The organism is Lysinibacillus sp. FSL P4-0201, assembly GCF_038593425.1.
GTDB classification, from domain to species: Bacteria; Bacillota; Bacilli; order Bacillales_A; family Planococcaceae; genus Lysinibacillus; species Lysinibacillus capsici.
On the sequence record NZ_CP151995.1, the window covers coordinates 3508651 to 3522493 of the forward strand.

Genomic DNA, 13843 nt, shown 5'->3' on the forward strand with positions numbered 1-13843 from the left:
TATAGAAGGGACGAGAGAATTTGTACTCCCGCGGTACCACCCAAATTAGTGATTACACTCGGCTCAAGCTTCCTTAACGCGGAAGAAACGACACACGCTGTTTCACGCGGGTAGACTCAGAAGGCGAGTTCAACTTGCATTCTTACTAGCTCCCACCAACCGCTAGCTCTCTAAAAAGAACCACAAATCTACTATTCCTCATCACAGTCTTTACATGATATTGCATTTATTCTAATGGAAAGTATTGAAAAGCACAAGCCTTTGTTTACAGCTTACCCATTACTGAACAATTAAATCCTTTTCTTCCTTAGACTTTGATAAATCCTGACATTCATGAAAAGCAAAGTGCTGACAACCAATACATTGATTGACGTTTAAATAATGGAAAGCTTTTGTAATCGCTTCTCCAGTATGCTGAAAAAAATGCTGCGCGCCTATTTTATCGTAAAGTCCATTGTGCTGAAGAGCATCCTTTAAATCTCCTTGCACACCCGTTACCAAAATAGTACCGCCCTGTGCTGTATAATTTTCAATGATATTGCTAAAATATGCTTCTCCAGTAGAATCCATAAAGGGCACTTTCCCCATCCGTAATATCAAAACTCTTGGTTGCTGATGCAAAGTACTTTCAATCGTTTGTTCAAACATTTGTGCAGCACCAAAAAACAACGGCCCTTCAATTGTGTACATACTAATTTGCGGGCAATCATGCTGCTGATGCACTACATGTGGCTGTACCTTTTCACTTTTATTTGAATGATCTGGAAGTACTTTTGTAACAACAAGCTTTTCACTCATGCGTTTCGCAAATAATAGCACAGCCAGCACAAGCCCTACCTCAACTGCTAATGTAAGACTAGTGAATACCGTTAATAAAAAGGTAATCAATAATACCAGTGAGTCGCCTGATTTTAATTTTGCGATATGTGAAAAATGATGTCGTTCACTCATATTCCAAGCTACGACCATCAATACCGGAGCCATGCTTGCTAACGGAATATGAGATGCATATGGAGCTAATAACAATAATGTGATTAAAACAAACACACCATGAATGATACCCGACATAGGAGATACTGCGCCTGTTTTGATATTGGTCGCTGTGCGTGCAATGGCGCCTGTTGCTGGAATACCACCGAATAAAGGCGTCACAATATTAGCAATCCCCTGACCAATTAACTCACGATTACTGTTATGCTTACTATTTGTCATCCCATCCGCCACAACTGCCGATAATAGAGACTCAATACCACCTAGCATTGCAATGACAAACGCTGGGCCAATAAGTTGTTGTAATCGTTCGAGCGTGATGTTTGGTAAGGCGAAATGAGGTAATGTATTAGGAATTTGCCCATAAGCCGTTGCAATGGTAGCAACTTGTCCTGAAAAGAAGAAAGTTGCCATAAGTGTAGAGACAACGATACCCGCTAATGCTCCTGGAACCTTTGGAAAAAACTTTGGAGTTATCATTATTGTTGCCAAGCATACGACAGCAGTAAGAATACTATACGTATTTGTCGTACCAAGCTGCTTAATGATTTCCTGTATGTTGGCGATAAAATATTCATGCCTTTTAACATTTGTGAGCCCTAGAAAGTTAGCGATTTGACCTGTAAAAATAATCACTGCTATCCCTGCTGTAAAACCAACTGTTACAGGACGTGGAATAAACTTAATTAGAGTCCCTAACTTAAAAAAGCCCATGACACAAAGCAATACCCCTGCCATTAAACCCGCAAGTAATAAATCTTCATAGCCATAGGTAAGAACAATCCCCAATAGAATTGGCACAAACGCCCCCGTAGGCCCACCTATTTGATATTTAGAACCTCCAAAGAGAGAAATAAGAATACCTGCAATGCAAGCCGTATAAATCCCATATTCAGGTTTCACACCCGATGCTATGGCAAAGGACATGGCAAGTGGAATAGCAACGATTCCCACAATAACCCCTGACAATAAATCCTTCTTTACATGTTGAACTGAATATCCTTCAAAGCGTCCTGTAAACAGTGACTTCATAGATAAATCTTCCCTTCGAAATAATAAGCAAAGCCCAATTTTTCATCATCATTGATTTACTTATTCTCTTCGTCACCTTCATTACTTGTCATTTCCTCTAATCTCGAAATGGTATTAACCAAATGGTTATTAAAAATATCCTTTGCCACCCCAAGTAATGCACCAATCATTGGGTCACTTAAAGAATAATAAACTTTTTTTCCTTCCTTCACGCCATAAACAATATTTTTAGCACGCAATACACTTAATTGCTGAGAAACGGCAGAACCCTCTTTCTCTAAGCAATCTTGAATCTCATTGACACTTTTCTGTCCATCTACAAGGAGTTCAAGTATTCTGATGCGTAACGGATGTGCTAATGCTTTGAAAAAATCCGCTTTAAACTGTTGTAAGCCCTCGTCCATAAAAAACCCCTCCATATAACTACATATTCAAATATTTGAATATGTATGATTGTAATCCTGTCACAACATTTTTTCAATATCTACTATTAAAAAAAGAACAAAAACAAGTGCTTAACACTCGTTTTTGCTCTTTTCAGTGCGACATTATTAATCTGCTACTATTTTGTTCTTCTTTAAAGGATAATCGTATGTTAAACATGGAATAATCGCCAATAGTACGATGACCACCAATGTTAAAACGAGAGGAATCATGCCAAATTGATCTACCATAATACCACCAAATAGTGGACCAATCATCCGTCCTCCAGTAGCAGCACTATTGATAATCCCTTGATAGAATCCTTGTCGACCTTTTGGTGCCAGTTGATTAGCAATTGTTGGTAATGCTGGCGTATAAAACATTTCGCCAAATGTTAAGACAAGCATCGCTGCTCCAAACATTTTAAAATCGTTTGCAAAGGCAATAATACCAAAGGAAAGTGCAATCAGCGTTACACCAAATACTAACTGACGCTTTAAATTGTGTTCCCACCGCTTTACGAGCGGTGCAATGAGTGGTTGCCCAATGACAATTAGAAGACCGTTGATTGTCCAAAGTAGGCTATATTGCTTTAATCCCAATCCTAAATCTTGTGTATAAGATGAAATGGTTGCACTCCATTGAGAATATGCTAGCCAGCATAAAACGGAGGATGCACTAATTATTAACAAAGCATAGAAAGGTGCCTTGTTTACAATTCGTTTACTTTCGCTCAAGACATTTTTAGGTGCAATACTGCCCGCCTCCAAACGCTTAAATGTAAATAAGGCAATGAAAAAGAATAAAATATACATACCTAAATTCACTTTAAACACATAGTCAAATTGATAATCTGCCACTATACCGGCAAGGGCGGGACCTACGGCAACACCGACATTTTGTGCTAAATAGATAGTATTAAAAGCCTTACGTCCACCTTCTGGCCAGGCAGCCCCAGCTAAGGCAAACATACCTGGGAAAACAATGCCCCCACTAAAGCCTAGTATCGTTAAAAACCACACATAATGTGGCCAACCGTGCCAAATTGTTAAGCCAATTAATGAAGCAATCGTTAACAGGATACCAAGCATAATAGCTTTATAGCCACCAATTCTATCAAATAAGTAACCACCTAATAGATTACCTAATACTCCAGCAGCAGAATTCAGCATTAAGACAAAACCAGCCATAGCTAAAGATTTGCCTAAATAATCATGCATATAAATGGCATTCAAAGGCCATAAAAAAGAGTTGCCTGTTGTGTTCACAAGCATTCCGATAATTAAAAACCAAACACGTTTTGGCATAGGATGACCTCCATTATTTCGCTTCTCTAAATAGTTAGTGTATGCTGAAATACTTAAAAGTACAAGGAAAATAATTTTACCTTTTTTACAAGACTTCTATCCTATTTTCAATCGTATTTAGTTTTGTTCCTTTCCATTTTTCTTTATCCAAATCATGATATTACCCTTACCCCATGACGGAACGAAATGCACATGATAGAATAGAGCGTTAGAGGAGTGAAATAAATGACAGAGACGAATTTTCCTTTTCCTTCAGAGGGGAAAAGATACTATACATGGAATCGCTATTTACGTGACCAATTTGGTCATAAAGTATTTAAAGTGGCATTAGATGCAGGATTTGATTGCCCTAACCGTGACGGCACAGTTGCTTTCGGTGGCTGTACATTTTGCAGTGCTGCAGGTTCTGGTGATTTTGCTGGTAATAAGGTAGATCCAATTGATGTTCAATTTGCTGAAATCCGAGACAAAATGCACCAGAAATGGAAGGATGGCAAATACATGGCCTATTTCCAAGCCTACACAAATACACATGCCCCTTTACCAGTTTTAAAAGAAAAATTTGAAGCCGCTTTAGCGCAAGAAGGTGTAGTAGGTCTTTCTATTGCTACTCGTCCTGACTGTTTACCCGATGATGTTGTCGAATATTTAGCAGAGCTAAATGAGCGGACGTATTTATGGATTGAGCTCGGTCTACAAACGGTGCATGAGAAAACGGCTAATCTTATTAATCGTGCCCATGATTATGCAACGTATGTGGAAGGCGTTGAAAAATTGCGTAAGCATGGCATTCGTGTTTGCTCACATATCATTAACGGATTGCCTCTCGAAGACTATGACATGATGATGGAAACGGCACGAGCAGTTGCACAATTAGATGTCCAAGGCATTAAAATCCACTTACTTCATCTATTAAAAGGAACGCCTATGGTGAAGCAATATGAAAAAGGTATGCTAGAGTTTTTAGATCAAGATGTGTATACAAAACTAGTAGCAGACCAATTAGAAATTTTACCACCAGAGATGGTCATTCATCGTATTACAGGTGATGGACCGATTGATTTAATGATTGGACCCATGTGGAGTGTTAATAAATGGGAAGTACTGAATGGCATTGATGCTGAGCTTGAACGTCGTGGTAGTTGGCAAGGGAAGTTGTATAAGGCAGAGGTTATGAAATGATACTACAACGCGTTTTACAATATGCCCAGCAGTTATTAAAAGATAATATAAAAGAGGGAGATACAGTTGTTGATGCAACTGCTGGAAACGGCCATGACACATTGTTTCTGGCACAGCTTGTTGGGGATGAAGGGCAAGTTTATGCCTTTGATGTCCAAAAAGAGGCGGTTGACGCGACACTCCTCCGACTTTTAGATCATGGTTTAGAACATCGAGCACTCGTTTTAAATAAAGGGCATGAAGAAGTTACACAGTTTGTACACAAGCCAGTAACTGCGGCAATCTTCAATCTCGGCTATTTACCTGGTAGCAACCATGATATTATTACAAGACCTAATACAACAATCCAAGCCATTGAGAATATATTAAAGCTCTTAAAAGTGGGCGGTTTGATTGTTCTTGTTATTTATCATGGTCATCCAGGTGGAAAAGAAGAGCGTGATAAGGTCATTGATTATGTAAGCCAACTGCCACAAAAATATGTTCATGTCTTAAAATACGCATTTCTGAATCAACAAAATGATCCACCCTTCGTCATTGCATTAGAGAAAATGAAAGAATATCCTATTCAATGATTACATGCTAAAAGGCGATCAGTAGTTTCTATCAAACTAGCTGATCGCCTTGCTCTTTATCTACTTGTTATTGCGTTTTTCATTATAGTCAACCCAGAAATCTGCACCTTTAATTCCTAGTTTACGAGGATCAAAGACTGGGTCTTTTCCTTCTTTTTTCTGTTTCTCGTAATCTTTTAATGCGACAATAGCTGGTTTCATGATAATTAAAATAGCTATAACGTTAATCCAAACCATCAAACCAAGACCTACATCTCCCATTGCCCATGCTAGACCAGACGTACGGATTGTACCATAAAAGGCTGCAACTAAAATGGCAATTTTCGCAATCCAAATGAATACCTTTTCTGTGCTACCTCTAAATAAGTAAGCGACATTTGTCTCTGCAATATAGTAGTAAGCCATGATTGTTGTAAAGGCAAAGAAGAATAACGCAATGGCTACAAATGGAGCACCAAAGCCAGGTAATGATGAGTCAACTGCATATTGTGTATACGCAGCTCCTGCTTCAATACTTTTCGCAAAAGTCATTTGCTCATCGCCTGCTAATCCACCACTATTAAATTCTCCAATATGGATAAATGGATCTGCTCCCTCAGCTGCCTTTTCATCTTGTACATTGTACATACCTGTAAATAAAATCATAAATGCCGTAGCAGAACAAATTAATAATGTATCAATATAAACAGACGCCGCTTGTACAATTCCTTGCTTAGCAGGATGTGATACTTCCGCAGCTGCCGCAGGGTGAGCACCAGTTCCTTGACCAGCCTCATTAGAGTAAATTCCACGTTTAACACCCCATGCAATCGCTGAACCAATAATGCCTCCAAAAATTTCTTGAGCCCCAAATGCACTAGAAAAAATTAATCCGATAACCGTTGGTACTTGTGAAATATTCATAAAAATAATGATAATGGCCATAATGATATAGGCTAATGCCATAAACGGTACAATAATCTGGGCAGCATTTGCGATTGATTTAACACCCCCGATGATAATAGCACCTAATAAAACAACAATAATAAGTCCTGTGATCCATGTTTCCAAACCGAAAGCGTTTTCAACAGCACCTGCGATGGCATTCGACTGCACACCAGGCATCAAAATTAACATTGCTATTAAAGCCGCCACAGCAAAAATAACTGCAAACCATTTTTGGCCCATTCCTTTTTCTATGTAAAAGGCTGGTCCACCACGATATTCTGTATCTTTCTCTTCTTTATAGATTTGAGCTAATGTTGACTCTACATACGCGGTAGCCGCACCTATGAAAGCGATTGCCCACATCCAAAAGACAGCACCAGGTCCTCCCATTCCAATCGCTGTCGCAGTACCAGCAATATTACCTGTACCTACACGTCCTGATAATGCGATAGACATTGCTTGGAATGAAGATATTCCCTTTTCTGACTTCTCCCCTTTAAACATTAAAACAAACATATCTTTAATGTGCCTTACTTGTAGGAACCTTGTAATAATTGAGAAAAATAACCCAATTAATAAGATGCCATAAATAAACCATGGTCCCCATAAAATACCATTCAACTTCTCTACAATTACATCCATTTTACCCCTCCAATTTGAATTACCTTACTTTAAGTCATTATAGTATTACACTTTTCTGAAAATTACAATATTATTTTTAAGTAACAATATTTAAGTAAGTAACCTAGTAAATGGAAGGGTATAAACCTATTTAATTATATAACCAATTCTTCGAAGAGCATTATTAATAAAATCTCGTATATACATAAAAATCTCTTCGCGCTCTCCCTCATGAAATAAATTATGATAACAATTTGCCCATTCTTTAAACTGAAATTCCGTGAATTCCTGTTGATGAAGCCAATTTCGAGTTTGGCGAGTGTCCGTAATTTTATCCTTCTCAGCTGTCATAATTAGCATAGGCATATTAGGCATTTCACCTTTAGGCAGCATCACTAAATTTTTCATCATCTGCTGAAGTTCTCGATACCATTTCACAGAAACAACAGACATGAGGGGTACATCATCTTTCATTTCTTCTCTGCCTTCAACACTACGCGTTAATTTCTCTAATGTAATATCATGTGTCAACTTAACATTGGCTGTTAACGCACTTAGACTTGTTAAAGCATTTGTTAATTTACCTGGTAATAGCTTTAGTTGCAACCAAGGTGATGTTAAAATAATGCCTGCACATTCATATTGTCTCTTTTGCAGTGTATGGAGGATTAATGTTGCACCTAGTCCATGCCCTATTACAAAGGTTGGTAAATTATATGAAAAAGCATTTTCAATCAGGTTTCTTGTATACTTATTGTACAATTTGAAGTCTTCATCATGGACTCGAGCAAACCTTGCATTACCTCCATGATTCGGTAAATCTCCCATGACTATGTGGAAGCCTTCTAATCTTAATTTCTCTATCAGCCATGCATACCAACGGTGATTTTCATAAGCACCATGAAGAATAGCAATCACAGCTTTTGCTTGTCCATCAGCTTCCCATTTCCACATTACATAGTCCTCCTAAAAAATGATTACACTTTGATTATATCGAAATAAATAGCACATTTTAATTTTATATTTCCATAAAGTTGCGTATTTGATACGATAATACTACATTATAGAAAGAAAAGAGGCGATTTTCATGATTTATCCATTTAAAGATAAAACGCCAAAGATCGATCCGTCTGTTTTCATTGCTGATTACGCAACTGTTACGGGCGACGTAATAATTGGCGCCGAAACAACTATTTGGTTTAATACGGTTATTCGTGGTGATGTTTCCCCAACGATTATTGGTAAACGTGTCAGTATCCAGGATCTTTGCTGCTTACACCAAAGCCCAAAATATCCGCTCATTATTGAAGATGAGGTAACAGTTGGACACCAAGTCACTTTACATAGTTGTACAATTCGCAAAAATGCCTTAATTGGTATGGGATCCATTATTTTAGACGGAGCTGAGATTGGAGAAGGTGCATTTATTGGAGCTGGAAGCCTAGTACCTCCTGGTAAAGTCATTCCTCCAAATAGTTTAGCATTAGGTCGTCCAGCAAAAGTTGTCCGAGAATTAAATGCTGAAGATAAAGAGGATATGGAACGCATCGTACGAGAATACGCAGAAAAAGGTCAATATTATAAATCACTTCAGAAATAAATAACCTACACAAAAAATCAATACTAACGAAAAAATCCCTCGCGTTTTCGTGTACCGAATATGTTCACGAATCCTAGCGAGGTATTTTTGTAAAAAAAACAAAAGGAGCAATGTTGCCCCTTTGCTTATTAATACATCAGAATAATTTTCTAATGACTTCATTACTTTAGTTCAATAGTTTATAAACGTGCTTTTTCTCGTAGCGCGTCTGCTTTATCAATTTGCTCCCATGGTACATTTAAATCTGTACGACCAAAATGTCCATACGCAGCAGTTTGTTTATAAATTGGACGACGAAGATCAAGCATTTTAATGATACCTGCTGGGCGTAAATCGAATAGCTCGCGTACCCATTCAACGATCTCGCTTTCTTTCACTCTACCTGTGCCAAATGTATCGACAGCAATGGAAACAGGCTGAGCAACGCCAATCGCATAGGCAAGTTGCACTTCAGCACGCTCTGCTAAGCCAGCTGCTACGATGTTTTTCGCTACATAACGTGCTGCATATGCCGCCGAACGGTCTACCTTGGTAGCATCCTTACCTGAGAAGGCACCACCACCGTGACGTGCATAACCACCGTATGTATCAACAATGATTTTACGTCCTGTTAATCCAGCATCACCTTTTGGCCCACCAATTACAAAACGGCCAGTTGGATTGATGAAGTATTTCGTATTAGCATCTAATAATTCACTCGGTACAACTGGTGCAATAACAAATTCTTTTAAATCTGCTTGAATTTGTTCAAGTGTTGCTTCTTCATCATGCTGTGTTGAAATAACAATTGTATCCACGCGAACCGGTACATTATTGTCATCATATTCAATCGTTACTTGCGTTTTACCATCAGGACGTAAATAGGCAAGTTCACCTGATTTACGTACTTCTGTTAAACGGCGTGCTAATTTGTGAGCCAAGCTAATTGGTAATGGCATTAGCTCTGGTGTTTCATTACATGCATAGCCAAACATTAAGCCTTGGTCACCAGCACCAATTGCTTCTATATCAGCATCTGTCATAGAGCCTTCACGTGCCTCTAATGCCTGATCAACACCTTGAGCAATATCAGGTGATTGTTCACCAATTGCCACAAGCACCGCTAAGTTCTCAGCATCAAAGCCATATTTACCTCGTGTATAGCCAATTTCAGCTACAGTGTCACGAACAATACCTTTAATATCCACATAAGTAGAAGTAGTAATTTCTCCTGCTACTAATACTAATCCTGTTGTTACAGTTGTTTCACACGCTACACGTGCATTTGGATCTTCTGCTAAAATAGCATCTAAAATGGCATCCGAGATTTGGTCACAAATCTTATCTGGATGTCCTTCTGTTACACTCTCTGATGTAAACAGTCGACGGTTTGTCATTTGGTTTTCCTCCTAAATACTCTTACAATAAGTAGTTGTGTATGAATACGGTACTCATTACCCATGTCAAGTCCGCTCCTAAGGATTGAACTCTCAAGCCGTTACTGCTGCTTTTAACACGAGGATTTCGAAAGATCCGTCATTATAATAAGGAAAGAACTACATATACTTACCTTTATATTGATTTTTAACAATAAAAAAATCCTTTTCTCACGTTACTTTACATGAGGAAAGGAATAATGACTGCGTAACCTTTCACTCTTATCGTTCAAGGGATGTTCCCTTGCATCAGGTTGGCACCAACGCATGTCGTGAAATAGTTCATGCAGGTTGCCGGGTTTCACAGGGCCTGACCCTCCACCAGCTCGGGATAAGAGTATCCGTTCAATCTCATGTTACTGAAAAGGTCGAACATTGTCAAATATTTTCTTATGTATTACTGTATAGAAAGGAAAGAACTTATTACACAAAAACTTTTCATACTTGGATGATGATGTAAATAGAAGCAAATTAATCCCTACAACATACCTAGCTACTTGTGGTAACATATGTGTGGCTCAATTTTCGTGCCTAATTACAGTAGGATTGATGGTATTCTACTCGAAAAACATTATTTTTTGTCAGTTTATTGAAAAGTGGTAAAAACTCTAAAATAATTTCTTAATTAGTATAGATTATTTAAGCAATTGTGTTATACTATTTTTGAAATTAAGAAAAAATCCCTCTAAATCAAGGGAATACTATAAAAAAGGATGGTATTTAATCGATGAATTCAGTAGAAATTGCAAACGAACTGAAGGAATTATTAAACGGCGGTAACATTAATGTTCAACTTTCAGTACCACAATTAGCAGAAAAAGCTACATCTCGTGGTGAAGCAATGTTAACAGTAGATGGCGCAGTTCGTGCAGAAACTGGCAAATACACTGGTCGTTCACCTAAAGATAAATATACGGTAGAAGAAGAAAGCACAAAAGATCAAATTGACTGGGGTAAAGTCAACCAACCGATTTCTTCTGAAGTGTTCGATAACCTATATGTAAAAGTAATAAAATATTTAAAAGAACGTGACGAGTTATTCGTATTCAAAGGCTTTGCAGGTGCTGACAAAGACTCACAATTAAGCATTCAAGTTATCAATGAATACGCATGGCACAATCTTTTTGCTCATCAATTATTTATCCGTCCAACAGCAGATGAATTAGCTTCTCATGTTGCCGACTTCACTGTCATCTCAGCTCCTAACTTTAAAGCAGATCCTGCGGTTGATGGTACTGCTTCTGAAACATTCATCATCGTATCACTTGAAAAGAAAATTATTTTAATTGGTGGTACAGAATATGCTGGTGAAATGAAAAAATCTATCTTTGGTATCATGAACTACTTATTACCACAACAAGGTATTCTTTCAATGCACTGCTCAGCAAACGTTGGTGAAGCTGGCGATGTAGCGTTATTCTTCGGTCTATCTGGTACTGGTAAAACGACGTTATCAGCTGATCCTGATCGTAAGCTAATCGGTGACGATGAACACGGTTGGTCTGATAATGGTGTATTCAACATTGAGGGTGGTTGCTATGCAAAAACAATCAACCTTTCTGCTGAAAAAGAACCAGAAATCTACAATGCAATCCGCTTCGGCTCTGTATTAGAAAACGTAGCTGTTGATCCAGAAACTCGTATTTGTGACTATGATGATGGTTCACTAACAGAAAATACACGTGTAGCTTATCCAATCCAATACATTGAAAATATCGTTGATCCTTCTGTTGCAGGTCATCCAAAAACAATCATCTTCCTAACAGCTGATGCATTTGGCGTGTTACCTCCAATCAGTAAATTAACAAAAGAACAAGCGATGTATCACTTCCTAAGCGGGTTTACTTCTAAACTTGCTGGAACTGAACGTGGTGTGACTGAGCCAGAACCAGTATTCTCTACTTGCTTCGGGTCTCCATTCCTTCCACTTCCTGCAACAGTATACGCAGAAATGTTAGGACAAAAAATTGACGAGCACGGTGCACAGGTATACTTAGTAAACACTGGTTGGACTGGTGGCGAATATGGCACAGGTAGCCGTATGAAACTTTCTTACACACGTACAATGGTTCGTGCAGCAATCGATGGTAAATTAGCAGATGTTGAAACGACACAAGATGCTGTGTTTGGTTTACACATTCCAACAGCGGTTGAAGGTGTACCTTCAGAAGTATTAAACCCTCGTGAAGCATGGGCAGATAAAGCTGCATACGATGCAAAAGCTGCTGAGCTTGCAGGCTTATTCAACGAAAACTTCAAGAAATTCTCAAACGTTTCTGAAGCCATCACTACACTTGGTGGTCCATTAAAATAACGTCTATATAAAAGACAAAGGGAACAATTTATTCGTTCCCTTTGTCTTTTTGTTTTCTCTATGCTTTATTGTTGTTTCATCCACTTGCAAAGAGCACGGACAGTTTCACGATTTTTTGCTGGTGGATATTGATGTGCATAGTTAAGATCATACCAAGTTTCGAATGATTTATTTGCTTCCTCTAAAAAAAATGCCAATTGTCTGGCATGTTCAATATCCACATTTTCATCACGATAGCCATGAATGATAAGAACGGGAGCTGTTATACGCTCTATCTCAAAAAGAGGTGTTCTTGCATCATACGCTTCTGGCACACGATTAGGTGTTCCTCCAATAACGCGCTTCATCATTCTGCGCATATCTGTACGTTCCCAATAAGTGGCCGTTGCATCAGAAACACCTGCCCATGTTACAACAGAAGTAATATCCCTTCTTAAAATAGCTGTCCACAGAGCCATAATACCACCTCGTGAAAAACCAAAAACATGGATATTGTCATTGCAGAATTGTTTGAGTACATCTACGGCATAGACCGCATCGTAACGGTCTGCCCCTGCAAACTCGTCACGTCCCTCTCCCCCACGATTCCCACGATAATATGGGGCAAATACGATAAAGCCCTGCGCCGCAAATTGTGCAATACGAGAGGGTCTTACCATCCCTATGCTTTGCATGCCGCCTCTTAAATATAAAAAGCCATCATATGTACCTTCAGTCTTTGGCTCTGCTAATAGTCCTTTTATACGTAAGCCCTGTGAAAGATAGGTTATTTCCGTTAAACGGATAGCTGGATTTGGTGAAGGATAGGGGCGTTTTTCGATAATATCACCATTGTGTGTCACGATGTTTCAGCTCCTCCAGCATTTTCTTCATCCCCTCATCCTTCATGTGAAAACTCAAGTTAGGATGCTGAGCAAATTCTTCATCCGTTAACCAAAGCATGCCTGACGTTTCTAAATCAAATTCTATATCCTCTTGCGCCAAAAATTGTGCAGTGAAAACGGATTTACAAAAAACGATTTCATCATACACTGCATACTCTGCAAACCATTGAAGATTTTTCACATGAACACCCGTCTCTTCAAAAACTTCTCGAATCGCCGCCTCCTCTAAGGTTTCCCCTTCTTCTAATTTCCCTCCTGGCACTTCTACACCACGTCGTTTATGGACAGTACATAACCATTTATTTTCATGCTTTAAAAGGACAAGGACGTGTTTAGGTTCTACTTTAAATTCGCCTCTTGTAAAACTCAAATCTACTTGTAGGCCATGTAAATCTGTAAATGTTAACATCTCTTCAACCTCACGTTCTTTCTTGTTGCAAAACAAAAGTTACTTTCTTTATCATTACTTCTATTTTATGGACGGAATTTAATCATCATTCCTATTCCTATCTATATTAACTATATTGTAAACCTACAATGACAAGCAACCCTAAGCTACAGTCTTGTAAAGCA

General features: G+C 38.5%; 12 protein-coding genes, 1 riboswitch and 1 other annotated feature. Of the genes, 4 read left to right on the forward strand and 8 right to left on the reverse strand.

What is annotated here, in order from left to right; translation table 11 throughout:
* Positions 1-3: 3 nt before the first annotated feature.
* Positions 4-214 (reverse strand) — a binding site (T-box leader).
* Positions 215-279: 65 nt separating this feature from the next.
* From sulP to MKY76_RS17515, 3 genes are all read right to left on the reverse strand, one after another.
* The gene (sulP, locus tag MKY76_RS17505; protein WP_115674331.1) at positions 280-2022 is read right to left on the reverse strand and encodes a sulfate permease; all 1743 of its coding nucleotides are present in this window, start codon (positions 2020-2022) and stop codon (positions 280-282) included.
* Positions 2023-2078: 56 nt separating this feature from the next.
* Positions 2079-2426 carry a metalloregulator ArsR/SmtB family transcription factor gene (locus tag MKY76_RS17510; RefSeq protein WP_048391099.1) on the reverse strand — a complete coding sequence of 116 codons (348 nt, stop codon included), beginning with the start codon at positions 2424-2426 and terminating at the stop codon, positions 2079-2081.
* A 147-nt stretch (positions 2427-2573) separates the two neighbouring features.
* The gene (locus MKY76_RS17515) at positions 2574-3752 is read right to left on the reverse strand and encodes an MFS transporter (RefSeq protein ID WP_048391096.1); all 1179 of its coding nucleotides are present in this window, start codon (positions 3750-3752) and stop codon (positions 2574-2576) included.
* A gap of 225 nt (positions 3753-3977) precedes the next feature.
* Here MKY76_RS17515 and MKY76_RS17520 point away from each other — a divergent pair, with 225 nt between their 5' ends.
* Together MKY76_RS17520 and MKY76_RS17525 are read left to right on the forward strand one after the other, a co-directional pair.
* Positions 3978-4934, forward strand: coding sequence for a TIGR01212 family radical SAM protein (locus tag MKY76_RS17520; protein ID WP_048391094.1), 957 nt, complete (start codon positions 3978-3980; stop codon positions 4932-4934).
* Complete coding sequence (locus tag MKY76_RS17525) at positions 4931-5509, forward strand: class I SAM-dependent methyltransferase (protein WP_131521270.1); 579 nt, start codon at positions 4931-4933, stop codon at positions 5507-5509. Before MKY76_RS17520 ends, MKY76_RS17525 begins: the two co-directional genes overlap by 4 nt.
* Before the next feature lie 60 nt (positions 5510-5569).
* On the opposite strand, the gene MKY76_RS17530 is transcribed toward MKY76_RS17525, so the two are convergent.
* Complete coding sequence (locus MKY76_RS17530; RefSeq protein WP_048391090.1) at positions 5570-7078, reverse strand: alanine/glycine:cation symporter family protein; 1509 nt, start codon at positions 7076-7078, stop codon at positions 5570-5572.
* Positions 7079-7204: 126 nt separating this feature from the next.
* Positions 7205-8011, reverse strand: a complete 807-nt coding sequence (locus MKY76_RS17535) for an alpha/beta hydrolase (protein WP_054549914.1) — start codon at positions 8009-8011, stop codon at positions 7205-7207.
* A 133-nt stretch (positions 8012-8144) separates the two neighbouring features.
* Here MKY76_RS17535 and MKY76_RS17540 point away from each other — a divergent pair, with 133 nt between their 5' ends.
* A complete protein-coding gene (locus tag MKY76_RS17540; protein WP_066038095.1) occupies positions 8145-8657 on the forward strand; it encodes a gamma carbonic anhydrase family protein in 513 nt (170 codons plus the stop codon).
* Between the two features lie 179 nt (positions 8658-8836).
* Here the strand turns inward: MKY76_RS17540 and metK are convergent, their stop codons facing one another.
* Positions 8837-10033, reverse strand: a complete 1197-nt coding sequence (gene metK, locus MKY76_RS17545) for a methionine adenosyltransferase (protein WP_004225981.1) — start codon at positions 10031-10033, stop codon at positions 8837-8839.
* A 258-nt stretch (positions 10034-10291) separates the two neighbouring features.
* A riboswitch (SAM riboswitch) is annotated at positions 10292-10410 on the reverse strand.
* Positions 10411-10799: 389 nt separating this feature from the next.
* Between metK and pckA the strand changes: the two genes are divergently transcribed.
* Positions 10800-12386, forward strand: a complete 1587-nt coding sequence (gene pckA, locus MKY76_RS17550) for a phosphoenolpyruvate carboxykinase (ATP) (RefSeq protein WP_066038097.1) — start codon at positions 10800-10802, stop codon at positions 12384-12386.
* A gap of 65 nt (positions 12387-12451) precedes the next feature.
* Here the strand turns inward: pckA and MKY76_RS17555 are convergent, their stop codons facing one another.
* Together MKY76_RS17555 and MKY76_RS17560 are read right to left on the reverse strand one after the other, a co-directional pair.
* Positions 12452-13228, reverse strand: a complete 777-nt coding sequence (locus MKY76_RS17555; protein ID WP_048391082.1) for a prolyl oligopeptidase family serine peptidase — start codon at positions 13226-13228, stop codon at positions 12452-12454.
* Positions 13212-13679, reverse strand: a complete 468-nt coding sequence (locus MKY76_RS17560) for an NUDIX domain-containing protein (protein ID WP_054549912.1) — start codon at positions 13677-13679, stop codon at positions 13212-13214. Before MKY76_RS17560 ends, MKY76_RS17555 begins: the two co-directional genes overlap by 17 nt.
* Positions 13680-13843 lie beyond the last annotated feature (164 nt).